The organism is Micromonospora sp. CA-263727 (genome assembly GCF_050942455.1).
Lineage (GTDB): Bacteria > Actinomycetota > Actinomycetes > Mycobacteriales > Micromonosporaceae > Micromonospora.
This window is the reverse complement of record NZ_CP192031.1, coordinates 5,045,495-5,070,482: the sequence shown is the minus strand read 5'-3', so window position 1 is coordinate 5,070,482 and position 24,988 is coordinate 5,045,495. Positions and strand designations below refer to the sequence as shown.

Here is a 24,988-nt window from a genome sequence, read left to right as displayed (position 1 = left end):
GCGTCAGCCGGGCAGGCGCAGACCCGCCTCGCGCTGCTCGGCCAGCCAGGTCTCCACCTCGTCGGCCCGGCGCGGCAGGCCCGCCGACAGGTTCACCGCACCCGCCGGCGTGACCAGGACGTCGTCCTCGATCCGGATGCCGACGCCGCGCAGCTCCTCGGGGACCAGTTCGTCCTCCGGCTGGAAGTAGAGCCCCGGCTCCACGGTGAGCACGTAACCCTCGCCCAGCGTGCCGTCACGGTAGGTCTCCTTGCGGGCGTTCGAGCAGTCGTGCACGTCGATGCCGAGCATGTGCCCGAAGCCGTGCAGCGTCCAGCGCCGGTACACCGTCGAGGACTCGTCCATCGCCTCGTCCACGCCCACCGGCAACAGCCCCAGGTCGGCCAGCCCCTCGGCGAGCACCCGCATGCAGGTGAGGTGGACGTCCTTGAACGCCACGCCCGGCTTGATGAACTCGATGCCGGCCTGCTGCGAGGCGTACACGATGTCGTAGACCTGCCGCTGCAACGGGGTGAACCGGCCGTCCACCGGCAGCACCCGGGTCACGTCCGCGGTGTAGAGGTGACGGTTCTCCACGCCCATGTCCATCAACAGCAGCTCACCCGGCCGGGTGACGCCGTGGTTGTGCACCCAGTGCAGGATCGTGGCGTGCTCGCCGGCACCGACGATCGAGCTGTAGCCGAGGTCGTTGCCGTCCAGCCGGGCCCGCAACGCGAAGATCCCCTCCAACAGCCGCTCCGAGACGCCGCGGTCGGCCGGCAGCACCCGGGCCACATCCTCGAAACCACGGACCGTGGCGTCGATCGCGTCCTGCAACTGGGCGATCTCCCACTCGTCCTTGACCAGCTTCAGCTCCGAGACGGCGATCGCCAGCTCACGGTCGCGGGCCGGCTGGCCCTCCTCGCGCGGGCCGTCGTAGGGGCGCACCGCGGCGTCCACCCGGGCGTCGAAGCCCCGCAGCACCCGGGTACGCCCCGGCGCCAGGTCGGCCAGCGCGGCGGCCAGCTCGGTCAGGTCGGCGGTGGGCAGCCCCAGCTCGGTCGACTTCTCCGCCAGCGTGTGCCGCCGGCCCACCCACAGCTCGCCGTGCCGGCTGCGGAAGAACTCGTCGGTCTGCCGGGAGGAACGGGGCCGCATGTACAGCGTGGCGTCGTGGCCGGAGCCGTTGGGGCGCAGCACGAGGACGCTGTCCGGGTCGTGATCGCCGGTCAGGTACGCGAAGTCGCTGCCCGGCCGGAACCGGAACTCGGTGTCGTTGGCGCGTACCTTCTCGCCGCCGGTCGGAATCACCAGCGTCTCGCCCGGGAAGGCGGCCGAGAGGGCGGCCCGGCGCTTGGCGTAGTTCGGCGCCTCCGGTCGCGGGCCGACCGGCAGGGTGGTGTCCCGCCAGCCCTGCCGCATGAATGACAGGAACGCCGGTGGGAAGTCCGGGTCGTGCGACTCGGTGCCGTCGGCCGGCTTGCCGTCGGTGCGTTCCTCGGTCATGCCCCGCTCCCTTCGCGTCATCGCTGTTGCGACCGTACCGCGAAACCGGTTCCGGTCCAGAGGCCGGCAGTGCCGCGACGCCCGATCCGGACGCGTGGAAAGATGACAACCATGTGCGGACTCCTGGCCTTTTTCAGTGCCCGCGGCGATGCCGCCGCCCACCGCGACAACATCGCCGGAGCCTTGGAATGCCTGCACCACCGCGGACCGGACGAGACCGGTGTCGAGGTGGTCGGTGACGCCTCCGGCCGGTACGCGGACGGGGTGTTCGCCCACAAGCGGTTGGCGATCATCGACGTGGCGCTCAGTCACGAGCCGCTGCCGTACGCCGACGGGCGCTACCTGCTGACCTTCAACGGCGAGATCTACAACTACATCGAGCTGCGCGAGGAGCTGATCCGCGACTTCGGGGCCCGGTTCGCCACCAACGGGGACGGCGAGGTGATCGTCGCCGGCTACCACTACTGGGGCGAGCAGGTGCTCACCCGGCTGCGCGGCATGTTCGCCTTCGTCATCTGGGACCGGCAGGAGCGCCGCGCGTTCGGCGCCCGCGACTACTACGGCATCAAGCCGCTGCACTACCTGGAGACCGCCGACGGGCTCTACCTCGCCTCGGAGAAGAAGGCGCTGCTGCCCTTCGCGCAGTCCGCGCACGCCGGGGACGCCGGGGTGGACACCGCGAACCTCAGCCACTACCTGACCCTGCAATACGTCCCGGAGCCCGGCACCCTGCACCAGGGGATCAGCCGGATCGGGTCGGGGGAGTACCTGACCTGGAGCCCGGGCGGGCGGATCGAGGTGCGGCGCTGGTACCGCCCGGTGTTCCGGCCGGCCCCGGTCTCCGACGAGCAGAAGCTCTACCACGAGATCCGGGAGACGCTGCGCGAGAGCGTGCGCATGCACATGCGCTCGGACGTGCCGGTCGGCTCGTTCCTGTCCAGCGGGATCGACTCCACCGCGGTGGTCGCCCTCGCCCGGGAGTTCAACCCCAACATCCTCACCTTCACGGTCGGCTACGACGTGCCGGGCTACTCCGAGATCGACGTCGCCCAGGACTCGGCCCGGCACCTCGACGTGACCACCATCCCGACCAAGATCGGGCCACAGGACATGATCGACGCGCTGCCGAAGATCGTCTGGCACCTGGACGACCCGGTCGCCGACCCGGCGCTGGTGCCGCTCTACTTCGTCGCCAAGAAGGCCGCCGAGCACGTCACCGTCGTGCTCTCCGGCGAGGGCGCCGACGAGTTCTTCGGCGGTTACACGATCTACCGCGAGCCGCTCTCGCTGAGCGGCGTCAACGGCCTGCCCGGCGGGGTGCAGAAGGGTCTGCGGGCGGTCTCCAAGGCGATCCCGCAGGGCGTCAAGGGCAAGAGCTTCCTGGAACGCGGCACCACGCCGATCGAGGAGCGCTACTACGGCAACGCGCGGATGTTCACCGAGGAGGAGAAGCAGCACCTGCTGCGCCGCTACGACCCGTCGGTGCGCTACACCGACGTCACCGCGCCGATCTACGCCGAGTGCACCGAGCTGGACGACGTCACCAAGATGCAGTACGTCGACCTCTACACCTGGCTGCGCGGGGACATCCTGGTCAAGGCCGACCGGATCTCCATGGCGCACTCGCTGGAGGTCCGCGTGCCCTTCCTCGACCGCGAGGTGTTCGAGGTGGCGGCGAAGATCCCGGTCGACCTGAAGCTGCCGCCGCGCTCGGACGCCACCAAGTACGCCATGCGGCAGGCGTTGCAGGGCGTGGTGCCGCCGGCCATCGTCAACCGCAAGAAGCTGGGCTTCCCGACCCCGACCCGGGTCTGGCTGCGCGGCGAGATGTACGAGTGGGCCCGGCACGTGCTGACCACCTCCGGCGCCGGTGAGCTGCTCGACCTGTCGTACGCGCTGCGCCTGCTGGAGGAGCACAAGCGGGAGGAGTTCGACCACTCCCGCAAGGTCTGGACGGTGCTGATCTTCTGCATCTGGCATGCGATCTTCGTCGCGAAGACGCTGGACCCGGGCATCCAGCGCAACCAGTCCGCCCTCCTCACCAAACCCGTCGTCGGCTCCATGGTCCGCTGAGCTGTAAGGAGGGGCCCCCTGTTAACGCCTCGCGTATAGCAGGGGGCCCCTATTAACACGCCGCCCGCCGCGCGACGGATGCGTGCGGCGGGCGCGTGCGGTCAGCGGCGGGTGCAGGTGACCGTCGGTGAGCCGTTGGTGCCGGTGGAGCTGGCGAGGAAGCCGAACGTCGTACTGGCGTTGACGCCGAGGGCGCCGTTGTACGCCACGTTCGTGGCCGTCACCGATGATCCGGACGTGGTCTGGGTGGCGTTCCAGATCTGGCTGATCTGTTGGCCGTTGGGCCAGGTCCAGTTCGCGGTCCAGCCGCTGAACGGCGTACTGCCGCGGTTGGTGATCTCGACCTCGCCCTGGAAGCCACCCGACCAGGAGCTGGTGATCCGGTAGACGGCCGCGCAGTCACCGCCCGGTGCCGGCGGGGTGGTGGGCGGGGTCGTCGTGGGCGGCGGGGTGGTGGGCGGCGGCGTGGTCGGGGGCGGGGTGGTCGGCGGCGGCGTGGTGGGCGGCGGGTTGCTGCCGCCCGTGCCGATGCCGGTCACCTCGCCGTTGCCACCGTCGAAGGTCACGTCGGAGCAGCCGAAGAAGTTCTCCTGGCTGTCCGAGCGGACCCAACGCGAGTAGATGATGTGCCGGCCGCTCTTGTTCGACGGCAGGGTGCCGGTGAAGTAGTAGTGGCCGTCGTTGGTGCCGACCGCGCCGCGCTGCGGCGGGTTGGTCACCGTGAGGAACGGCTGCTCCTCCAGGTCGCTCCAGGCCAGTGCCCGGGTCGGGCTCCAGGTGTTCTTGGTGACGTAGAAGTAGAACGTGCCCGGGTGGTGGGCCCAGTTGCTGTACCGGAACTCCATCGTCCGACCGGCCGTCAGGTGGGTCAACGGCCAGTCGTTGCGGGCCAGGTCGTAGCCGCGGAAGCCGGTGGCGCCGCCGCTGCAGAGCTGGCCGTCGGGAATGAAGCCGGTGGTGCGCCCGTTGGCGTCCGAGCGCAGCACACTGAACCAGTTGTAGAGGGAGTTCGCGCCGCTCTGCGCGACCGCGGCGGCGCAGGCCGGGTTCTGCGGCCGGATCTCGCCGGTGGGGGAGAGGCCGTCCTTCCAGCAGAGGAAGGTACGGGCACCCGGAATCATCGCCGCGCCGTGCGCGGCGGCCGGGTCGGGGCGGGCGGTCACCACGACCACGCTCGCGACAAGGGTGGCGGCTGCGAGGAGCAGCGCGGCCAGACGAGGACGGTGCACGGGTTCTCCTGACTTGCGGGGCACACAGGTGGGTGGCCCCGCCGAAACGCGCGGGGTGGCGGAATAGGCCGCCCCGCTGCTGTGGGCGGATGCGACGCTGCGGCGACCTGCGACGGGATTGGGTGACCCGCCGGGCGGTATGCCGCCAGCGGTCTGTCGACGCGTCTGAGTGCCCTCGCGCATGGTGAACCCGGCATCGGTGGCGCGCAGCCCCGCGCCACCCGACAGCACCATCCCAGCATGCCGAGCGCATCGACGCAATAGCATCTCTCGATGCGTATGGCGGGCCCGGCGTCGCGCCGGGGCCGTCCCGCCAATACCGTGGCTCCGGTGCCCGGCACGCATCCGCTGTGCCAGCCTGGGCATCAGGGACGGCCGACGGAGGGACCTGACGATGGGATACGCGGTGGTGCTCGGCGAAGCGCTCGTCGACCTGCTCGACACCGAGTGCGACGGCGCGCCGATCTACCGGCAGGCCATCGGCGGAGCCCCGCTCAACGTCGCCGTCGGGGTCGCCCGGCTCGGCGGCGCGGTGCAGTTCGTCGGGTCACTCGGCGACGACGTGCTCGCCGACCGGATCCGCGCCTTCCTCGCCGCCGAGGAGGTCGGGCTGACCGGGGCGATCACCGTGGCCGTGCCGACCACGCTGGCCGTGGCCACCTTCGCCGGCCCGGAGCCGGACTTCCGCTTCTACGGCGAACCGCCCTCGTATGCGCTGCTCGCCCCCGACGACATCGACGTCGCGCTGATCGAGGGCGCCGAGGTGCTCTACTGCGGCTCGATCGTGCTGCTGTCCCCGTCGACGCTGGCCGCCGCGCGGCGAGCCTGGTCGCTGGCGCCGGGACTTCGGGTGTTCGACCCCAACGTCCGCCCCCGCCTGCTGGACGGCCCGGCGGCGCTGGCCGGGCTCCGCGAGGTGGTCGCCGAGTTCGCCGCCGGTGCGCACCTGGTCAAGCTCAGCGGCGCCGACGCGGACCTGCTCTATCCCGGCGAGCCGGTCGAAGGGGTGGTGGCGTACCTGCGGGAGTTGGGCGCCGGCACCGTCGTGGTCACCCTGGGCGCCGCCGGTGCGGTGGTCGCCGCCGCCGATGCCGATCCGGTACGCGTACCCGCCCCGAAGGTGGACGCCGCCGACGCCACCGGCGCGGGCGACTCGGTGATGGCCGCGCTCGTCGCCGACCTGCTCGTCGACGGTGAACCGGTCGAGCCGGCGGGCTGGCACGAGCGGGTCGCCTTCGCGTTGCGGGTCGCCGGGTTGGTCTGCGAGCGCCCCGGCGGCGCGGTCGCCATGCCCACCCGTGCCGAGGTGCTCCAGCGCTTCACCAGCTGACAACCGCCCAGCTGCGCTCCGGTCGGCTGTGAAGTCGGCGGGCTGCGGGGCTGCCCGGCTGCGGGCTGCGGGTCCGGCGGGCTGTGGGCGGGTCAGGCGGCGCCGTCCAGTTCGGCGTAGCCACGGCGGGCGGCGATCAGGGCGGGGCGGGCCGGGAACGGGGCGTCGGCGGCGATCCGCTCCGGCGGTGCGCCGCCGGTGTGCCCGGCCCGGATCAGCCAGGCCAGCTCGACCAACTGGGCGTGCTGCGCCCGGACGAACTCGGCGTCGACCGGCTCTCCGTGGCCGGGCACCACCACCGTCGTCGGGGTGGTCCACCGGAGCAACTCGGCCAGCGCGTCCGGCCACTGCAACGGGTACGAGTCCTCGAACGCCGGCGGGCCGGCCTGTTCGACCAGGTCACCGGCGACCAGCAGGTCGGCGTCGGGCACCTGCACCACGAGGTCGGCGTCGGTGTGGCCACGGCCGGGGTGGCGCAGCATTACCCGCCGCCCCCCGATGTCGAGGGTGGCCTCGGTGTGGACGGTGTCGGTGGGCGGCAGCAGCACGGTGTCGGCCAGCTCGGCGGCGAGTTCGGGCTGCTCGGCGCGGAGTTCCGCGTACGCCTCCCGGCGTAGCCGGTCCGGGTCCTCGCGCATCGCCGCGGCGGCCAACTCGTGGGCCCACACCGGGCGCGGCGGGTCGGCGGCCAGCGTGGCGTTGCCGAAGCAGTGGTCGAAGTGGTGGTGGGTGTTCACCAGGGTCAGCGGGTCGCCGGTGACCGCACGTACGGCGGCGGTCAGCTCGGCGGCCTGCGCGGCGCTGGAAAGCGTGTCGACCAGCAGCGCCTCGCCGTCCCCGAGCACCAGCGTGACGTTGACCGCGAGCAGCGGCTCCCGCAGCACGTGCACCCGGTCGGCGACCTCGACGAAGCGGCTGGTCATGCCGGCTGTCCGGCGCGTTCGACAAAGCGGTGCCGGTCGACCAGGACCCGCTGCACCCGACCCTCGGCCACCGTCTGCCCGCCCTCGGTCACGGTGACCTCGAAGACCAGCCGTCGCCGGTCGACCGCGGTCAGCCGGGCCTGCGCCGTCACCGTCCGGCCGACCGGCGTCGCGGCCAGGTGGTCGAGCTCGACCCGGGTGCCCACGGTGGTCGATCCGGCGGGCAGGTGTCGCGCGGTCGCCGCCACGGTCGCCGCCTCGGCCAGCGCCAGCACCCGAGGGGTGCCGAGCACCGGCACGTCGCCGGAGCCGACCGCCTGGGCGGTGTCGGCGTCGGTGACGGTCAACTCGACCCGGGCGGCCAAACCCGGCGTCAGGGCATGATCCGGCTGCTCCTGCATGGCCACAGCGTAGGTGCTCGCGGAGACCCGGGTCACGCGGCCGGCCAGATGACGCGACGGCACGCCCCGGCTCCGGCGTGGCAGGCGGTCCTGCGTGGGGCGGCGCGTTGCCCGCCGTTAACCTTGTCCGCGATGTCTGCCGTGACCGACCCCCAGCCTGCCGCCCCGACCGAGCCACCCGCCTCGCCCGACGGCGGTCGCCGCCGCGTGATCGCGATGTCGGTGTGGAGCGTCGCCTTCGTGGCGGGCTGGCTCGTCATCGGCCTGCCCACCGACCCCGTGTACGCGTTCTTCTGGATCTGGGCCGGGACCATCGCCTGGCACTCCGCCCGACCGTGGCGCAGTCACCTGCGCTTCGCCCGCGACTGGGTGCCGGTGGTGCTGCTGCTGGTCGCCTACAACCTCTCCCGAGGCTTCGCCTACCACGACGGGACGGTCCCGCACGCCTACGAGTTGATCCTGGCGGACCGGCTGATGTTCGGCTGGGCCATGGACGGCCAGGTGCCCACCGTCTGGTTGCAGCAGCACCTCTACCAGCCCGAGGTGCGGTGGTGGGACGTCCTGGCCAGCTGGGTGTACTTCTCCCACTTCGTGGCGGCGCTGGCCGCCGCCACCGTGCTCTGGATGCGCGAGCGCAGCCGGTGGGCGGCGTTCATGCGCCGCTGGTTCTTCCTCTGCGCGACCGGGCTGATCACCTACTTCCTCTACCCGGCCGCACCGCCGTGGTGGGCGGCGCAGAACGGCCTGCTGGAAGAGGTCGCCCGGATCTCCACCCGGGGCTGGAAGGCGTTCGGCATGCACGGCGCCGGCAACCTGCTCAACGCCGGGCAGTTGGCCTCGAACCCGGTGGCCGCGATGCCGTCACTGCACACCGCGTTCGCCCTCTTCGTGGTGCTGTTCTTCCTGCGCAGCGTCCGGCGTCGCTGGTGGCCGTTGCTGCTGGCGTACCCGCTGGCGATGACCTTCACCCTGGTCTACAGCGGCGAGCACTACGTGATCGATGTGCTGGTCGGCTGGGCGTACGTCGGGATGACCTTCCTGGCGGTCGGTTGGGCCGAGCGATGGTGGGCCGGCCGGAAAAGCCGCCTTGCCCCACCCCCCGCCCCGCCCCACCCACCCTCGCCCCGAGCAGCCCCCGTCACCCCACCCCCCGTCCCAACCCCCCACTGACCCCCTCCGCCCCACCCTTGCCGTCCCGCCCTCCCCCACGCCGCCGATCATGCACTTGTGGGTGCTGATGTGCCCGCTTTCACGGCCTTTGTCGCCACCACAAGTGCATGATCGGCGGGGCGGGGGAGGGCGGGGCGGGGACGGGTGGGGGTGGGTGGGGAGGGTCAGGCGGGGCGGCGGGCGGCGTGGCCGCGGGTGGTCAGCTCGGCGGCCAGCGCCCAGGCATCGGCGACATCCCGGTCCACCGCCGCCGCGCCGGCCCCGCCGGCGGTGTCGACGTGCACGGTGGCCAACCGCAGCAGGCGCTGCACCGGCCCCTGCACCACCCGGACGCTCTGCAACCGGGCGTACGGCACGATGGTCAGCTGACGGGTGAGCAGGCCGGAGCGGGCGACGAAGACCTGCTCGGTCAGGCCGGCGCCGAGCACCTGTCGGCTCAGCGGGCTGAGCCAGCGGGCCCGGGCCGGCGGTGGGCTCAGCGGCAACGCCGACAGGGCCACCCCGGGCAGCACCTCGGCGACGATCGCCGCGCCGGTCGCCAGGTCACCGACGGGAAGCAGGCGATCCGGCCGGTTGCGCTGGTCGGGCTCGCCGGCGGTGTAGCCGGCCACCTCCAGCCGTAGCCGCAGCCAGCCCTTGACCCGCCACAGCAGCGGCCAGGTCACGCCCACGGTCTGCACCCGGTGCAGCGGCACGGTCTGTACCCGCGTCTCCAGCAGGCCGTTCCGGATCCGCAGCCGGTCGTCGTCGCGGGCCAGTTGGAACCGCCAGTCGTCGAGGACCCGGCGGACGGGTTGCAGCAGGATGCCCGCCATCGCGGTCAGCGTGCTCGCCACCGCGATGAACGACCAGGTCCCCTCCGACAGGAACTGCGCGGCCACGAAGGCCACGCCGAACGGCAGCAGGAACGCCTGGGGGGTCAGCAGCTGGCTGATCAACAGGTCCCGGTTGCTCACCGCGTGCAGCGGCCGACCGGCCGGCTCGGCACCGACCGGCACCGCCGCGTGTGCCTCTTCCGGCGGCTGGGTGCCCTGCGCCGCAGTTGCCGGTCGCCCCGCAAGCGTCAGCAGGCGCTGTCGCAGGACCGCCGCCTCGGCGACGCCGAGGAACGCCAGCGGCGCCTCGGTCTTGCCCCCGCCGACCACCTCCAGCCGCAGCTCCGCCAGGCCGGTGAGCTGGGCGAGCAACGGCCGGACCACCTCGACGGCCTGGAGCCGTTCCAGCGGGATGGCCCGGGTCCGCCGCCAGAGCAGCCCCTCGTGGATCCGCAGTTCCCGACCGACGACCTGGTAGCCGGTGTTGTACCAACTGACCAAGGCCAGCACGGTGGCGCCGAGGGCGATCACGATCACCATCGCGACGAACCAGCCGAACCCGACCCGGGACAGCGTCGACCAGGACAACCCGACGATGACCACGACCAGCGACTTCGCGCCGTGCAGCGCCGGACTCAACGGATGCAGCCGCTGCCGCGCCTGCAACGCGTCAGACGGCGCCCCCGGCGGGTAGGGCGCGCCGGGCGGGTACGGCGCGCCGGGCGGGTAGGGCGGATATCCCGGGGACGGCGGCCCTGCCGGGTACTGCGCGCCGGAAGGATGCGGCGGGTATCCCGGAGGCGGCGGCCCTGGCGGGTACTGCGTGCCGGGCGGGTAGGGCGGATATCCCGCGGGCTGCGGCCCTGGCGGGTGTTGCGCGCCGGGCGGGTACGGCGGGTATACCGGGTATGCCAGGGGCGGCGGGTAGGGCGGGCCGGTCGGGTGTCCGGGGGGCCAGCCGGGTGTCCCCGACGAGGCGGCGGGCGTCCCTGGCAAGGGAGGTGGACTGGCGCCGGGGGGAGGGGGCGTGCCGGGCGGTGGTGCCGCCGCTGCGGAGGGGGCGTCGGCCGGTCCGGGGGGTGGCGGTGGGTCGTCGGCGGCGGGCGCGGGCCGGTCCGAACCGCCGGCCGGGCCGCTCATAGCCCTTCCGCCCGATCCTCGCCGAGCGCGGTGAGCCGGTCGCGCAGCCGGGATGCCTCCGCGGGACGCAGCCCGGGCACCCGGGCGTCGCTCGCCGCGGCGGCGGTGTGCAGCTGCACGGTGGCCAGGTCGAAGGCGCGCTCCAGCGGGCCGGCGCTGACGTCGACGAACTGCATCCGGGAGTACGGCACGATGGAGAGCCGGCGGACCAGCAGCCCGTGCCGGACCAGCAGGTCGTCCTCGCGTTCGGCGTAGCCCCAGGCGCGCACCGCCCGCACGATGGTCACCGCGCGCCAGACGGCGAACAGCAGGATGCCGCCGAGCGCCAGCCCGAAGGGCCAGGCGCCGGTGACCGACCAGCTGACGCCGAGCGCGATCGAGACGACGGTCACCAGGGCGCAGAGCCGCAGCAACTCCACCCAGATCAGGTCGGACGAGATCGACTGCCACCGGACGGTGGCCGGCCACGGTTCGAGGGGGCCGGGCGGAGCGGCGGGCGGCACCGGCGCTGGGCCGCCCGGCCCGTCACCGTTCACCATTTGGTTCCGTTGTACGCGTCCACCCTTCGAGGGTAGGCGATCCGGACAGCGGGGCGACCTCGCGCAGGAAGCCCCGGGCGGTGAGAAAGTCGCCGAGCGAGGGTCGGTGCACGTCGCAGGCGAGCCAGGTCTTGCGTCGATCGGGCTCGTGCAGACGGGGATTGTTCCAGCGCAGTGCCCATCCGGCGGGGGCGCGACACCCACGGGCCGAACAGATCAGGGCCTCGGAGGAAAGATCGGGGTCGCTCATCCCGGCCAGTCTAGGGCGGCGGGAGAGGATGAGCGCCGGGCGGCCACGGGGGAAGCCGCCCGGCGACGGATGAATGGTACACACGCCGGGGCGGCATCTGTCCACTGGTGATCGGCGATTCGTCGGCGTGGGCGTGGCGGAAATCGGTTGCTCCCCGCGTCCGTACTCAGTCGGGCATGCGAGGCTTGGTAGCGCACACGCCGCGACGACCGATCATGCTGTGGAGGACCGGTGGCCCAGCCGACCACGCCCGACGCCCCGCCGCCGAACGGCGCGCCGCCGCAGGCACCCGCGCCGCCGTCCACTGCGCCGACTGGGCCGCCGACCACGCCCGCGCAGGACGCCACCCTGCTGGAGCGGGCGCTGTTCGAGATCAAGCGGGTGATCGTCGGGCAGGACCGGATGGTCGAGCGGATGTTCGTGGCGCTGCTGGCCCGGGGGCACTGCCTCCTGGAGGGCGTGCCGGGGGTGGCCAAGACCCTCGCGGTGGAGACGCTCGCCAAGGTCGTCGGCGGGTCGTTCGCCCGGGTGCAGTTCACCCCCGACCTGGTGCCGGCCGACATCATGGGTACCCGGATCTACCGGCAGTCCAGCGAGAAGTTCGACGTGGAGCTGGGGCCGGTCTTCGTCAACTTCCTGCTCGCCGACGAGATCAACCGTGCGCCGGCCAAGGTGCAGTCCGCCCTGCTGGAGGTGATGAGCGAGCGGCAGGTCTCCATCGGGGGTGAGAGCCACCGGGTGCCGAACCCGTTCCTGGTGATGGCGACGCAGAACCCGATCGAGCAGGAGGGGGTCTATCCGCTGCCGGAGGCGCAGCGGGACCGGTTCCTGATGAAGATCGTGGTGGGGTACCCGACCGACGCCGAGGAGCGGGAGATCGTCTACCGGATGGGGGTGTCCGCGCCCGAGCCGACCCCGGTCTTCGACACCGCCGACCTGATCACCCTGCAACAGAAGGCCGACCAGGTCTTCGTGCACAACGCGCTGGTCGACTACGCGGTGCGGCTGGTGCTGGCCACGCGTACCCCGGCCGAGCACGGCATGCCCGACGTGGCGCAACTGATCCAGTACGGTGCCAGCCCACGGGCCTCGCTCGGTCTGGTCCGGGCGACCCGGGCGCTGGCGCTGATGCGCGGCCGGGACTACGCCCTGCCGCAGGACGTGCTGGACATCGCGCCGGACATCCTGCGGCACCGCCTGGTGCTCAGCTACGACGCGCTCGCCGACGACGTGCCGGCCGACCACGTGGTGCACCGGGTGCTGTCGACCATCCCGCTGCCGTCGGTGGCGCCCCGGCAGCAGGCCACCCCGCCGGGCGCCGTGGCACCGACCTCGGGGTGGCCCGGGCAGCGGCCGTGACCTCGACCACCCCTCGGCCCGGCAACCGGGACCGCGCCCCGGATGCCACCACCGGCCGCTCCGGCGCGGTGCTGTCCCGGCTGCAACTGCTGGTCACCCGCAAGCTCGACGGGTTGCTACAGGGCGACTACGCCGGTCTGCTCCCCGGGCCGGGCAGCGAGGCGGGCGAGTCGCGGGAGTACCGCCCCGGCGACGACGTACGCCGGATGGACTGGCCGGTCACCGCCCGGACCACGACGGCGCACGTGCGGCGTACGGTGGCCGACCGTGAGCTGGAGACGTGGCTGGCGGTGGACCTGTCGGCGAGCCTGGACTTCGGCACCGGCCGGTGGCTCAAGCGGGACGTGGTGATCGCGGCGGCGGCGGCCATCACCCACCTGACCGTACGCGGCGGCAACCGGATCGGGGCGGTGGTGGGCAGCGGTGGCGACGTTCCCGCGCCGCGGCGCTTCCGGCGGGCGACACCCCCGCCGGCTGGTCCGGGCCGGCTGGTCCGGCTGCCCGCCCGCGCCGGACGCAAGGAGGCGCAGGGCATGCTGCGGGCCATCGACGCCACCGAGATCCGGCCCGGCCGCAGCGATCTCGGGGCGCTGGTGGACATGCTGAACCGCCCGCCCCGGCGGCGCGGCGTCGCGGTGGTCATCTCCGACTTCCTCGCCCCGTCGGCGCAGTGGTCCCGGCCGTTGCGCAAACTGCGGGTACGGCACGACCTGCTGGCGATCGAGGTGGTCGACCCACGGGAGCTGGAGCTGCCCGACGTGGGGGTGCTCCCGGTGGTCGACCCGGAAACCGGCGAGCTGCACGAGGTGCAGACCGCCGATCCGAGCCTGCGGCACCGGTACGCCACGGCCGCCGCCGCCCAGCGAGCGGAGATCTCCGCCGCGTTGCGCGCCGCCGGAGCCGCGCACCTGAGACTGCGTACGGACCGAGACTGGCTGCTGGACATGGTGCGCTTCGTGGCCGCGCAGCGGCACGCCCGCACCCGGGGGACGACGAGATGATCAGACTGCTGCAACCGTGGTGGCTGCTGGCTGTGCTGCCGGTGCTCGCCCTCGCCGCGCTCTACGTCTGGCGGCAGCTGCGTCGCCGGGATTACGCGATGCGGTTCACCAACGTGGAGCTGCTGCGTACCGTGGCCCCGAAGGGGCTGGGTTGGCGGCGGCACGTGCCGGCGACCGCGTTCCTGCTCGCCCTGCTGGTGCTCGCCGGTGCGCTGGCCCGGCCGGCGGTGGACACCCGGGAACCGCTGGAGCGGGCCACCATCATGCTGGCCATCGACGTGTCGCTGTCCATGCAGGCCGACGACGTGTCGCCGAACCGGCTGGAGGCCGCCCAGGAGGCGGCCAACCAGTTCGTGGCGGAGCTGCCCGAGACGTACAACGTGGGGTTGGTGTCGTTCGCCAAGTCGGCCAACGTGCTGGTGCCGCCGACCAAGGACCGTCCGGCGGTGACCAGCGCCATCGACGGGCTGGTGCTGGCCGAGGCGACGGCGACCGGGGAGGCGGTCTTCACCTGCCTGGAGGCGATCCGGTCGGTGCCGGCCGACGGCGCGGCGGGTATCCCACCGGCGCGCATCGTGCTGCTCTCCGACGGTTACCGCACGGCCGGCCGGTCGGTGGAGGAGGCCGCCGCGGCGGCGCAGGCGGCGAACGTGCCGGTCTCCACCATCGCCTTCGGCACCGATGCGGGCCACGTCGACATCGGTGGCCAGTTGCAGCGGGTGCCGGTGGACCGGCTCGCCCTGGCCGAGCTGGCGGAGACCACCGAGGGCTACTTCTACGAGGCGGCCTCGGTGAACGAGCTCAAGCAGGTGTACCAGGACATGGGCAGCTCGATCGGGTTCCGCACCGAGCCTCGGGAGATCACCCAGTGGTACGCCGGCCTCGCGTTGCTGCTGGCCCTCTGTGCCGGCGCTTTCAGCCTGCTCTGGTCCTCCCGCATGCTCTGACGGCCGGGAGGACGGTCGGTCGGGGGGCTGGGTCGCGCGGGTCAGTGGTTGCCGCTGGCCAGGACGAAGAGGACGGCCACCCAGACGGCGGCGAGGGTGAAGCCCAGCGGGGCGACGTAACGGCTCATGACAGGCTCCGGAGCGGCGACTCGGCGGCCCGGGGGCAGGGCGGACCGCAGGGGGGGTGGAACAGGACGCGCACACACGAAGTCGTGACCGGACGGCTTCCGGTGGCAACCGCCCGCCCGGTCCCGGCGTGCTGTGCCGGGTGACGGGGGCGGGTGCGTCGGGAGCGGGGCCAGCTCAGGCGGAGCGGAACTCAGCGTGACTGGCGGTCGGCCCGGCCACGACTGGGAGGATCGCTATCTCGCACAGCGATCACCTCCTGCGGTCGGCGGGTCCGGAGCGTTGCGGGTCGCCGTGCGGCCCGCAAACGGGGATCAGCGTACACCCGGGGTGGGGGCGGAGCACACTCGGCCGACCGGTCCACGGATCCGCGCCGATGGACCAGGACCGCCAGGACGACCGCGAGCAGTGGCAGCCAGCCGAGCCGGGCCAGCAGCCAGGCCGGCTCGTCGGGCCTGGTGTGCAGCCCGGGCAGGGTGGCTCCGGTGTGGGCGGCGAGCACCGCCACCCCGACCAGCACCGGCTGGTGCCAGAGGTAGACCCGGACGGCGTGCCGGTTGACCTCGTGGACCAGTCGCCGGGGCAACGGTCGGCGGAGCAGTGTGGTCAGGGCCGGCCGGGCGAGCAGGCCGAGCCCGACCTGGCTGACCGCGAGCGCCACCGCCAGCAGCGACGGCGGATCCAGGTTGGACCGGCCGGCGCCGGGCACCCCGACCGCGCTGACCGGGTAGCCGAGCGTGACCAGGGCGGCGAGCCCGGCCGCCCCGATGGCGACCAGCCGCAGCGCAGCCCGTCGTCCGCCCCACCGCCCGTCGGCGTGGGCCAGACCCAGCAGGTACGGCACGGCCCAGGCGGCCAGCACGGTCACCGGCGGCAGCCCGGCGCCGGCCGGAAGCAGCCAGGTCGCCAGGTCGACCGCGCCGACCACCGCCGTTGCCGTGCCGGCGCAGCGCAGCGCGCCCCACCGCCGTACGGCGGCCCGCAGCGGGCCGGTCAGCAGGACCAGGGCGAGCAGCGGAGCCAGAAACCACAGTGGACTGATCGCCAGCCTCAGTGCCACCGACAGGGTGCCGTCCGGCACGCCGGCCACGATGGCGGCCAGCAGCACGGCCGCGCCCGTGCCGAGCAGCGCCACCGCCGGCAGGATCAACCTACGCAGCCGGCGGGTGAGCCACCCCGGGCCGGTGTGCCGGGCGGCGGAGCGGGCCGAGGCGTACCCGGCGGTGAAGAAGAACAGCCCGAGGGTCTGCAACGCCCAGCTGGCCGGGGCCAGGGCCGGCATCGCGGTCAGCGGGCTGGCCTGGGTCAGCCTGCCCCCGGCGTCGAGCACCAGGCCGGTGACCAGCCAGTGGCCGAGGACCACCCCGGCGACCGCGTACGCCCGCAACGCGTCGACGGCGGGGTCGCGGTGCGGTCGGGGGGTGGGCCGGTCGGCGCTCACCGCCCAGCTCCCGCCGCCGAACCGACGGCCGCCGGACCCGCCGTCAGGGTGCCCGCACCGTGCTCGGCCACCGGACCCGCCGGCGCTGCCTCCGTGCCGCCCTCGGCGACCGGTGCGGCCGGCACCGGGTCGCGCGGCGCGGTGGCCCCGTGCAGCACCACCTCCGCGACGGCGGCGAGGGTCGGCCCGCCGGGCAGCAGGTACCCGTCGTGGCCGGTCGCGGCGACCGGTAGCGGCTGCGCCCCGAAGGACCGGTCGCCCGGCCGGACCCCGTGCCCGATCCCGGGCAGCCGCAGCTGCGGCACCCGGCGGATCCAGTCGTTCGGTGCTTCGGCCGCCCACACCCGCGCCGGCCCGAGCAGGTCGGCGCGGTCCACCCCGGTCCCCACGCCGCCGAGCGTCACCACGTCGGTGACCTGCGGTGGGGCGTCGACGGCCGCCAGCCCGACGACCAGCGCGCCGTAGCTGTGCCCGACGAGCGTGACGCGGGCGGTCGGCCGCCGGGCCGCCAGTACGCGCAGTTGCTCGCCGAGGGCGCGGGCGCCACGGCGGGCGCTGGCCGCAGTGGCTGCGGCGGCGACGCCGTCGGGCGGGTCGTAGCCGAGCCAGGCCAGCACCGCGACCCGGGCGTGCGGGTCGGCGCGGCGCAGCGCGGCGTGCAGGTCCCGGGCCTGCCGGGCGAGGGCGCGCCGGGCGACCCCGCCCAGCCCACGGTCGAGGTCGGACAGTCGGCTGCCCACCCCGGGGACCAGCACCGCGATCCGGTCCGCGGTCGCCAGCTCGCCGACCACCTCGACGGCGCGGCCGTCGCCACGGGCGTCGAAGGCCAGGAACCGGCGTCCACCGCGGGCCCAGTCGGCGTACGGCGGCCCGGCCGCGTCCATCGCCAGGACCGTCACCGGGTACGCCTCGACGAAGCCCGCCGGCAGCCCGGCCGGCGTCCCGTTCGGTGGCGTCAACAGCCCCGCCCCGAGCAGCGCCGCGAGACCGACCCGGCACACCATCGAACCGGCCAGGACCTGGACGACGCGGGGCCGGTGCCCTGACCTCCGCCGGCCCTGCGCCGTGGGGGCAGATGGAAGAAGGCTCATTGACGCGTTCCCTTCGCACCGGATGATGGTGCGAAGCCTGCGTGGGGCGGCGGGTGGCGGGCGTCAACCCGGAGAGTGGTTTCCGGCCCGGTACCCGGGGGCTACTCGCCGGCGGCGACCAGACCGGTCTCGTACGCGAGGACCACCGCCTGGGCCCGGTCGCGCAGCTGGAGCTTGGCCAGGATCCGGCCGACGTGGGTCTTGACGGTCTGCTCGGCGACGACCAGCTCGGCGGCGATCTCGGTGTTGGACCGGCCGCGGGCGATCAGCCGCAGCACCTCGGTCTCGCGGGGAGTGAGCCCGGCGAGGGCGGTGGGCCGGGGGCGCTGGCGCTGCGGCCGGGCCGCGAACTCGGCGATCAGCCGGCGGGTGACCGCCGGGGCGAGCAGCGCGTCACCGGCGGCGACCACCCGTACCGCGTGCACCAGGTCGGCCGCCGGGGCGTCCTTGAGCAGGAAGCCGCTGGCTCCGGCACGCAGCGCCTCGTAGACGTAGTCGTCCAGGTCGAAGGTGGTGAGGATGAGCACCTTCGGCCGGTCGGCGGGCCGGTCACCGAGCAGTTTCCTGGTCGCGGCCAGACCGTCGAGCACCGGCATCCGCACGTCCATCAGCACCACGTCCGGGTCGAGCCGGCGGGCCTCGGCGACCGCCTGCGAGCCGTCGGCGGCGTCGCCGACCACCAGCAGGTCCGGCTGGGCGGCCAGTAGCGCGCCGAAGCCCTGCCGGACCATCGCCTGGTCGTCGGCGATGAGTACCCGGATCATGACGTCCCGTCCTCCCGGTCGCTGGGCAGCAGCGCGTCCACCGCGTACCCGCCCGCCGCGGTGGGGCAGGCGGTGAACGTACCGCCGAGGGAGACGGCACGCTCGCGCATGCCGGTCAACCCCTGCCCGCCGCCGCGCGTGTCTGGTCCGGCCGGGGTGCCACCGGCCGTGTTCACCACCCGCACCGCCAGGTTGCCGGCCTGGTCGCGGAGGCTGACGTGCACCTCGGCGCCGGCCGCGTGGCGGGCCGCGTTGGCCAGCCCTTCCTGGACGATCCGGTACGCGGCCAGCCCGACGGGGGCCGACGGTTCGCTGCCGACGTCGCTCTCCAGGGTCACCGCCATGCCGGCCCGCCGTGCGGCGGCGACCAGGGCGGGCAGCTCCGCCAGACCGGGTTGCGGCGCGGTACGCGGATCCTCCGACTCGCTGCGCAGCACGCCGAGCAGCCGGCGCATGTCGGTCAGCGCCGCCCGGGCGGAGTCGGCGATGGCGGCGAACTCGGCCCGGGTCGGGTCGGGTACGGCGGCGAGCCGGTACGGTGCGGTCTCCGCCTGTACGGCGATCATCGACATGTGGTGCGCGACGACGTCGTGCAACTCCCGCGCGATGCGGGTGCGCTCCTCCAGCACCGCGCGCCGCGCCTTCTCCAGTTCGCTGCGTTCCGCCTCCTCGGCGAGTGCCCGGCGGGCCAGCAGGTTGCGTCGTATCAGGTCGCCGACGATCAGCAGCACCACGAACAGCAGGGTGACGCCGACCTGGTTGCCCGGTCTCACGAAGATCCAGACCGGTATCAGGCTGAGCAGCCCGATCCAGGCCAGGACGGCCCGGTCGACCCGGGCCGCCACGGTGGCGAGCACGACGACGATGACTATGACCTGGGTGGGGCTCCACGGCCAAAACTCACCCACCGGGACGCCCACGACCACGGCCTCGTCCGACGGCCGGCGGTTGAAGGTGCCGAACAACTGCCCGACGAACATGATCCGCCAGGCCAGGAGTGGCCGGGTGGACAGGAGCGGCAGCGGTGCGACGGTGAGCAGCGCGATCACCCAGGCGGTGGCGACGGGCAACCCCCGCGAGTCCAGCAGGTGCTGCGCGGTGACCAGGGCCAGCCCGAGCAGGGCCAGCAGCCCGAGGGTGCGGAGGGTGGCGGCCGTGCGGGGCCGGTGTCGCAGCCGGTCCAGCGGTAGCCGGGTCGCGGGATAGTCCGGCCCGGCCAGGGCGCGGCGAAGGGCCATCAGAGCGACACGGACGGCATGGCGGTCCATTCCCCGCAGGGTAGTTCGGCGGACCGGGCCCGTCGCGCACCTGCGGGGTGATCTCGCGGGTCATACCCAGGTATGGGGTGGGCGGGTTAGTGATTACCGTGCGGTAGCGCCTAGTCTCCAACCCGCAGCGATCATCGGAGAGGACCCACCGTGTCTCGAACTGTGCTGGTTACCGGCGGCAACCGCGGGATCGGTCTGGCCATCGCCCAGGCCTTCGCCAAGCAGGGCGACCGGGTGGCGATCACCCACCGGGGCGGCGGGGCTCCCGACGGGCTGTTCGGCGTGCGGTGCGACATCACCGACGCCGAGTCGGTGGACGCCGCGTTCGCCACCATCGAGGCGGAGCTGGGGCCGGTGGAGGTGCTGGTCGCCAACGCCGGGATCACCGACGACACGTTGCTGCTGCGGATGTCCGAGGAGCAGTTCACCCGGGTGCTGGACACCAACCTGACCGGTGCGTACCGCTGCGCCAAGCGCGCCTCGGCGAAGATGCTGCGGGCCAGGTGGGGGCGGATGATCTTCGTCTCCTCGGTGGTCGGCCTCTCCGGCGGCGCCGGTCAGGTCAACTACGCGGCCAGCAAGGCCGGCCTGGTCGGGGTGGCCCGCTCGATCACCCGCGAGCTGGGCAGCCGCAACATCACCGCCAACGTGGTCGCGCCCGGCTTCATCGAGACCGACATGACCGCGGTGCTGACCGACGAGCGCAAGGCGGAGATCCTCAAGTCGATCCCGGCCGGTCGGATGGCCAGCCCGGACGAGGTCGCCGCGGTGGTCACCTGGCTGGCCGCCGATGCCGCCGGCTACGTCTCCGGCGCGGTCATCCCGGTCGACGGCGGCCTGGGCATGGGCCACTGAGCCCGCACCGACCTGGACTGCGGAACCTTCATCAACCCGGACCGCGCGCCGCCTGCGGCCCGACCCACCTGCCACGGAGGAATGAGCGTAATGTCCGGACTGCTGGCCGGTAAGCGGCTGCTCGTCACCGGCGTCATCACCGATGCCTCGATCGCCTTCTCGGTCGCGAAGCTCGCCCAGGAGAACGGCGCCCAGGTCGTGCTCACCGGCTACGGCCGGCTCTCGCTGGTCGAGCGGATCGCCAAGCGGCTGCCCGAGCCGGCCCCCGTGATCGAGCTGGACGTGACCAGCACCGAGCACCTCGCCGGGCTGGCCGACAAGGTCCGGGAGCACGTCGACGGCCTCGACGGGGTGGTCCACTCGATCGGGTTCGCCCCGCAGAGCTGCCTCGGCGGCGGGTTCCTCGACGCCTCCTGGGAGGACGTGGCGACCGCGCTGCACGTCTCGACGTACTCCTACAAGTCCCTGGCCGTCGCGGCGCTGCCGCTGATGTCGCCGGGCGGCTCGGTGGTCGGGCTGACCTTCGACGCCACCCAGGCGTGGCCGGTCTACGACTGGATGGGCGTGGCCAAGGCCGGGCTGGAGTCCGCCTCCCGCTACCTCGCCCTGCACCTGGGCAAGCAGGGCATCCGCAGCAACCTGGTCTCCGCCGGGCCGCTGCGCACCATGGCCGCCAAGTCCATCCCCGGCTTCGAGCAGTTCGAGGACGCCTGGTCCGAGCGGGCCCCGCTGGGCTGGGACCTCACCGACCAGGAGCCGGCCGCCCGGGCCTGCCTGGCCCTGCTCTCCGACTGGTTCCCGGCCACCACCGGCGAGATCGTGCACGTAGACGGCGGCTACCACGCCATCGGCGCCTAGGTGAAAGGAAGGGCCCCTTATTAACGCCTGCGGTATAGCAGGGGCCCCCTGTTAACGACCGGGACCCGGGGGCGTTGCCGGGCCGCAGCCGGCCACCGGGAAGAATGGGCCCATGGCGTACGACGCGGTGGTGCTGGTCTCCTTCGGTGGCCCGGAGGGGCCGGACGACGTGCTGCCGTACCTCGCGAACGTGACCCGGGGGCGGGGCATCCCGCCGCAGCGGCTGGCCGAGGTCGCCGAGCACTACCAGCACTTCGGCGGTGTCTCGCCGATCAACGAGCAGTGCCGGCAGCTGCTCGGTGCGATCCGCGCGGACTTCGCCGCCCACGGCCTCGACCTGCCGGTGTACTGGGGCAACCGGAACTGGAAGCCGATGCTCGCGGACACCGTGGCGCAGATGCGCGACGACGGCGTACGGCGGGCACTGGCCTTCGTCACCAGCGCCTACGGCGGGTACTCCTCCTGCCGGCAGTACCAGGAGGACATCACCGCGGCCCGGGCGGCGGTCGGTCCGGACGCGCCGACGATCGAGAAGCTGCGCCAGTTCTGGGACCATCCCGGCTTCGTCGAGCCGCACGTCGACGCGGTACGCGCGGCACTGGCCCAGCTCGACCCGGCCCGACGGGACGGCGCCCGGCTCGTCTTCACCGCACACTCCGTACCCGTCTCGGCGGCCGACAGCGCCGGCCCGCACGGCGGCCGGTACACCGCCCAGCTCGCCGAGACGGCCCGGCTGGTGCACGCGGCGGCGGCCCCGGACCTGCCATACGACCTGGTCTGGCAGAGCCGCTCCGGCCCGCCGCACGTGCCGTGGCTGGAGCCGGACGTGAACGACCACCTGGCCACGCTCGCGGAGCAGGGCGTCACCGGCGTGGTGATCAGCCCGATCGGCTTCGTCTCCGATCACCTGGAGGTGGTGTGGGACCTCGACACCGAGGCGCTGGACACGGCCAAGCAACTGGGCCTGGACTTCGTCCGCGCCGCCACCCCCGGCACCGACCCGCGCTTCGTGACCATGGTGCGGGAGTTGGTCCGGGAGCGGATCGACCCGGCCGGTACGAACCTGCGCCGCCGCCTCGGCGAGCTGCCGATGTGGGACACCTGCCCCACGGTCTGCTGCGTTCCGCCCCGCCGTGCGTCCTGACCAGCCCGCCGGCCATCCTGCCGCCCCTGCTGACCGCCTCGCCGCCTGTTCCGGCCGCCCGGCGATCCCCGACACCCCCAGGGAATGACGATCATGCATGACCGTAAGCCCGTCGAGAGTTGGCTCACCGACATGGACGGCGTGCTGGTGCACGAGGGGCAGCCGGTGCCGGGCGCCCCGGAGTTCGTCAAGCGGCTGCGCAGCTCCGGGAAGTCGTTCCTGGTGCTGACCAACAACTCGATCTACACGCCGCGTGACCTACAGGCCCGGCTCGCCCGGATGGGCCTGGACGTGCCGGAGCAAGCGATCTGGTCGTCCGCCCTGGCCACCGCCCAGTTCCTGGCCGATCAGCGGCCGGGCGGCACGGCGTACGTGATCGGGGAGGCCGGGCTGACCACCGCCCTGCACGCGGTGGGCTACGTGCTCAGCGACTTCGCCCCCGACTACGTGGTGCTGGGGGAGACCCGCACCTACAGCTTCGAGGCGATCACCAAGGCGGTCCGGCTGATCAACGACGGGGCCCGGTTCATCTGCACCAACCCCGATGCCACCGGCCCGTCGATGGAGGGCGCGCTGCCCGCCGCCGGCTCGGTCGCCGCGATGATCTCGAAGGCGACCGGCGTCGAGCCGTACTTCGTCGGCAAGCCCAATCCGATGATGATGCGCTCGGCGCTGAACACGATCAACGCACATTCGGAGAGCACCGCGATGATCGGTGACCGGATGGACACCGACATCCTCTGCGGCCTGGAGGCCGGGCTGGAGACCATCCTGGTGCTGACCGGGATCAGCAGCCGCACCGAGGCGGAACGCTACCCGTACCGCCCGTCGCGCATCGTCAACTCGGTCGCCGACCTGATCGACGAACTCTGAGCACCGGCTCCGTCAGGGACGGAGGGGGGCGTTGCAGGCGGCGACGAGGGCCTGCCGGCAGGCCGCCGTGAGCGGTCGCAGGGCGGCGTCGCGCTGTTGGGCCTCGTGGTTGTTGATCGCGCCACCGGGGGCGGCGTGCCCGGCCAGGGCGAGCACCCGATCGAGTACGGCCGCGCGGGCGAAGAGCCGGCGAGCCCGTGGGTCGAATCCGGGCGGCAGGTCGGTGGTGCCGTCGGGGCGGCGCAGCGCCTCCAGGGCGCCGGCCAGCTCGGGGCGCCACTGGGCCACGTCGAGCCGGGTGAGCGCGGCGGTGGTGTAGGCCAGCGCGGTGGCGAGTTCCGCCTCGGCCTCGGCGGCGCCGGGCAGGTTGAGCGTGGCGGCCGGGGCGTTGGCCGGCAGCGGGTAGACCCGCCAGAGCACCGTCTCGAAGGTGTCGCCGGAGCCGGAGGTGTGCACCCGTACCTCGGGGATCAGGCCCAACCCGCCGGCGATCACCGCCTCGCCGGCGAGCAGCGCGGCACCGGCGAAGTCACCCGGACCGGGCAGCCCGCGCGGGTCGCCGGGCGCCGGGAGCACCAGTCGGATCTCGTCCGGCGAGAGCTTGGCGAGGGTGGGCAACGCCTCCCGCAGCGGCACGTCCGTCCAGGTGCCGGGGGCGTCGGCGACCAGGTGCTCCTCGTCGCCGGCGACGGTGTCGGAGACCTCGTCGAAGGGCACCAGCCCGGCGCGCCACGCGCGCACCCAGGCAACGAACCGGCTCGACCGGCGCGGCGCGAGGATGGCCGCACCCGCAGCGGGGGTGGACATGCCGAAAGAGTACGTGCTGACGCCCGCCCCTGTCTCGACTGCCACGCCCCCACCTCCCCACCCCGCCGATCTTGCAGTTGTGGTGGGCGGTTCGTCAATGTTCACGGCTTTTGCGGGCCACCACAACTGCATGATCGACGCGGCGAAGCAGCGGGGGTGGGGCGGGGCGGCGGAGTGGCGGGCGGGGTGGGGGTGGGGGGGTGGGGGTGGGTGTGTTGGGGTTGGGGTGGGAGGGGGGTGGGATTAGCGTGGGGTGGATGGGGCGGCGGTATGGGGATGACGTGTTGGCGGGGGACTGGCGGCGGCGGAAGGTGATCCCGGAGGTCGACGCCGAGCCGGAGCTGGTGGTCGAGGACGCCGACTCGGGCTTCTGCGGCGCGGTGGTCGGCTTCGAGTCCGGTGCGGTGGTGCTGGCGGACCGGCACGGGCGGCGGCGCAACTTTCCGCTGCTACCGGCGGCGTTCCTGCTCGACGGGCGACCGGTCACGTTGCGCCGGCCGACGCGGGCAGCGGTGCCGGCGGCCCGCCGCCGTACCGCCTCGGGCTCGATCGCGGTCGACGGGGTCTCCGCCCGGGTGGCCCGGGCCAGCCGGATCTGGGTGGAGGGCGTGCACGACGCCGCCTTGGTCGAGCGGATCTGGGGTGACGACCTGCGGATCGAGGGCGTGGTGGTGGAGCCGCTGGACGGCGTCGACGCCCTCGATGCCCAGGTGCGGGAGTTCGGCCCTCGGCCCGACCGGCGGCTCGGCGTACTGGTCGACCATCTGGTGCCGGGCTCCAAGGAGAGCCGCATCGTGGCCCGGGTGACCTCCCCGTACGTGCTGGTGACCGGGCATCCGTACGTCGATGTGTGGCAGGCGGTGAAGCCGGCGGCGCTGGGCATCGCGGCGTGGCCGGTGGTGCCGCCGGGCCAGCCGTGGAAGGAGGGCGTCTGCGCGGCGCTCGGCGTCGCCGAGCCGGCCGACCTGTGGCGGCGCATCCTGTCCCGGGTGAACACCTTCGCCGACGTGGAGACGCCGCTGATCAACGCGATGGAGCGGTTGATCGACTTCGTCACCGAGCCGTTGTGAGTTTACGGCTGGGAGCCGGTGCCCGGCCC

Annotated in this window: 23 protein-coding genes; 11 read left to right on the top strand and 12 right to left on the bottom strand. The window is 73.4% G+C overall.

From position 1 onward, the window contains the following. Positions 1-3: 3 nt before the first annotated feature. Positions 4-1,485, bottom strand: coding sequence for an aminopeptidase P family protein (locus tag ACQPYA_RS22120; RefSeq protein WP_433529008.1), 1,482 nt, complete (start codon positions 1,483-1,485; stop codon positions 4-6). 111 nt (positions 1,486-1,596) lie between these two features. On the opposite strand from ACQPYA_RS22120, the gene asnB reads away from it, so the two are divergent. Next, positions 1,597-3,558, top strand: coding sequence for an asparagine synthase (glutamine-hydrolyzing) (asnB, locus tag ACQPYA_RS22115; protein WP_433529007.1), 1,962 nt, complete (start codon positions 1,597-1,599; stop codon positions 3,556-3,558). 101 nt (positions 3,559-3,659) lie between these two features. On the opposite strand, the gene ACQPYA_RS22110 is transcribed toward asnB, so the two are convergent. Further along, the gene (locus tag ACQPYA_RS22110; protein ID WP_433529006.1) at positions 3,660-4,787 is read right to left on the bottom strand and encodes a lytic polysaccharide monooxygenase; all 1,128 of its coding nucleotides are present in this window, start codon (positions 4,785-4,787) and stop codon (positions 3,660-3,662) included. 394 nt (positions 4,788-5,181) lie between these two features. On the opposite strand from ACQPYA_RS22110, the gene ACQPYA_RS22105 reads away from it, so the two are divergent. Then, on the top strand, positions 5,182-6,117 hold the full coding sequence (locus ACQPYA_RS22105; RefSeq protein ID WP_433529005.1) for a PfkB family carbohydrate kinase: 936 nt from the start codon (positions 5,182-5,184) through the stop codon (positions 6,115-6,117). 92 nt (positions 6,118-6,209) lie between these two features. Here the strand turns inward: ACQPYA_RS22105 and ACQPYA_RS22100 are convergent, their stop codons facing one another. Together ACQPYA_RS22100 and ACQPYA_RS22095 are read right to left on the bottom strand one after the other, a co-directional pair. Further along, a complete protein-coding gene (locus ACQPYA_RS22100) occupies positions 6,210-7,040 on the bottom strand; it encodes an MBL fold metallo-hydrolase (protein WP_433529004.1) in 831 nt (276 codons plus the stop codon). Continuing rightward, positions 7,037-7,441 (bottom strand): thioesterase family protein, encoded by a 405-nt coding sequence (locus ACQPYA_RS22095; protein WP_433529003.1) that lies wholly within the window; start codon positions 7,439-7,441, stop codon positions 7,037-7,039. The genes ACQPYA_RS22100 and ACQPYA_RS22095 overlap by 4 nt, the downstream gene beginning before the upstream one ends. A gap of 132 nt (positions 7,442-7,573) precedes the next feature. On the opposite strand from ACQPYA_RS22095, the gene ACQPYA_RS22090 reads away from it, so the two are divergent. Then, positions 7,574-8,611 (top strand): phosphatase PAP2 family protein, encoded by a 1,038-nt coding sequence (locus ACQPYA_RS22090; RefSeq protein ID WP_433529002.1) that lies wholly within the window; start codon positions 7,574-7,576, stop codon positions 8,609-8,611. Positions 8,612-8,775: 164 nt separating this feature from the next. Here ACQPYA_RS22090 and ACQPYA_RS22085 read toward each other — a convergent pair whose 3' ends face one another. From ACQPYA_RS22085 to ACQPYA_RS22075, 3 genes are all read right to left on the bottom strand, one after another. Then, the gene (locus ACQPYA_RS22085) at positions 8,776-10,092 is read right to left on the bottom strand and encodes a PH domain-containing protein (RefSeq protein WP_433529001.1); all 1,317 of its coding nucleotides are present in this window, start codon (positions 10,090-10,092) and stop codon (positions 8,776-8,778) included. Between the two features lie 470 nt (positions 10,093-10,562). Beyond that, complete coding sequence (locus ACQPYA_RS22080; protein ID WP_433533566.1) at positions 10,563-11,102, bottom strand: PH domain-containing protein; 540 nt, start codon at positions 11,100-11,102, stop codon at positions 10,563-10,565. Further along, positions 11,092-11,355, bottom strand: coding sequence for a hypothetical protein (locus ACQPYA_RS22075; protein WP_433529000.1), 264 nt, complete (start codon positions 11,353-11,355; stop codon positions 11,092-11,094). The genes ACQPYA_RS22080 and ACQPYA_RS22075 overlap by 11 nt, the downstream gene beginning before the upstream one ends. Before the next feature lie 231 nt (positions 11,356-11,586). Here ACQPYA_RS22075 and ACQPYA_RS22070 point away from each other — a divergent pair, with 231 nt between their 5' ends. The 3 genes from ACQPYA_RS22070 to ACQPYA_RS22060 are packed head-to-tail and all read left to right on the top strand — an operon-like array spanning position 11,587 to position 14,662. After that, positions 11,587-12,714 (top strand): AAA family ATPase, encoded by a 1,128-nt coding sequence (locus ACQPYA_RS22070; RefSeq protein WP_433528999.1) that lies wholly within the window; start codon positions 11,587-11,589, stop codon positions 12,712-12,714. After that, complete coding sequence (locus ACQPYA_RS22065) at positions 12,693-13,715, top strand: DUF58 domain-containing protein (RefSeq protein ID WP_433528998.1); 1,023 nt, start codon at positions 12,693-12,695, stop codon at positions 13,713-13,715. The genes ACQPYA_RS22070 and ACQPYA_RS22065 overlap by 22 nt, the downstream gene beginning before the upstream one ends. Beyond that, positions 13,712-14,662, top strand: a complete 951-nt coding sequence (locus tag ACQPYA_RS22060; protein ID WP_433528997.1) for a VWA domain-containing protein — start codon at positions 13,712-13,714, stop codon at positions 14,660-14,662. The genes ACQPYA_RS22065 and ACQPYA_RS22060 overlap by 4 nt, the downstream gene beginning before the upstream one ends. A 319-nt stretch (positions 14,663-14,981) precedes the next feature. On the opposite strand, the gene ACQPYA_RS22055 is transcribed toward ACQPYA_RS22060, so the two are convergent. The 4 genes from ACQPYA_RS22055 to ACQPYA_RS22040 form a co-directional block, all read right to left on the bottom strand. Further along, on the bottom strand, positions 14,982-16,229 hold the full coding sequence (locus ACQPYA_RS22055; RefSeq protein ID WP_433528996.1) for an acyltransferase family protein: 1,248 nt from the start codon (positions 16,227-16,229) through the stop codon (positions 14,982-14,984). Further along, a complete protein-coding gene (locus ACQPYA_RS22050) occupies positions 16,226-17,320 on the bottom strand; it encodes an alpha/beta hydrolase (RefSeq protein ID WP_433528995.1) in 1,095 nt (364 codons plus the stop codon). Before ACQPYA_RS22050 ends, ACQPYA_RS22055 begins: the two co-directional genes overlap by 4 nt. Before the next feature lie 101 nt (positions 17,321-17,421). Then, on the bottom strand, positions 17,422-18,084 hold the full coding sequence (locus ACQPYA_RS22045) for a response regulator (protein WP_433528994.1): 663 nt from the start codon (positions 18,082-18,084) through the stop codon (positions 17,422-17,424). Beyond that, on the bottom strand, positions 18,081-19,352 hold the full coding sequence (locus tag ACQPYA_RS22040; RefSeq protein ID WP_433528993.1) for a sensor histidine kinase: 1,272 nt from the start codon (positions 19,350-19,352) through the stop codon (positions 18,081-18,083). Before ACQPYA_RS22040 ends, ACQPYA_RS22045 begins: the two co-directional genes overlap by 4 nt. A 150-nt stretch (positions 19,353-19,502) precedes the next feature. On the opposite strand from ACQPYA_RS22040, the gene fabG reads away from it, so the two are divergent. From fabG to ACQPYA_RS22020, 4 genes are all read left to right on the top strand, one after another. Beyond that, positions 19,503-20,207, top strand: coding sequence for a 3-oxoacyl-ACP reductase FabG (gene fabG, locus ACQPYA_RS22035; protein ID WP_433528992.1), 705 nt, complete (start codon positions 19,503-19,505; stop codon positions 20,205-20,207). Between the two features lie 90 nt (positions 20,208-20,297). Beyond that, complete coding sequence (fabI, locus tag ACQPYA_RS22030; RefSeq protein ID WP_433528991.1) at positions 20,298-21,065, top strand: enoyl-ACP reductase FabI; 768 nt, start codon at positions 20,298-20,300, stop codon at positions 21,063-21,065. A 112-nt stretch (positions 21,066-21,177) separates the two neighbouring features. Next, complete coding sequence (locus tag ACQPYA_RS22025; RefSeq protein ID WP_433528990.1) at positions 21,178-22,209, top strand: ferrochelatase; 1,032 nt, start codon at positions 21,178-21,180, stop codon at positions 22,207-22,209. Positions 22,210-22,302: 93 nt separating this feature from the next. Further along, positions 22,303-23,082: an HAD-IIA family hydrolase gene (locus ACQPYA_RS22020; RefSeq protein WP_433528989.1), complete on the top strand. Its 780-nt coding sequence runs from the start codon at positions 22,303-22,305 to the stop codon at positions 23,080-23,082. Positions 23,083-23,094: 12 nt separating this feature from the next. Here the strand turns inward: ACQPYA_RS22020 and ACQPYA_RS22015 are convergent, their stop codons facing one another. Next, on the bottom strand, positions 23,095-23,889 hold the full coding sequence (locus ACQPYA_RS22015) for a hypothetical protein (protein WP_433528988.1): 795 nt from the start codon (positions 23,887-23,889) through the stop codon (positions 23,095-23,097). A 257-nt stretch (positions 23,890-24,146) separates the two neighbouring features. On the opposite strand from ACQPYA_RS22015, the gene ACQPYA_RS22010 reads away from it, so the two are divergent. Further along, on the top strand, positions 24,147-24,959 hold the full coding sequence (locus ACQPYA_RS22010) for a DUF3097 domain-containing protein (protein ID WP_433528987.1): 813 nt from the start codon (positions 24,147-24,149) through the stop codon (positions 24,957-24,959). Positions 24,960-24,988 lie beyond the last annotated feature (29 nt).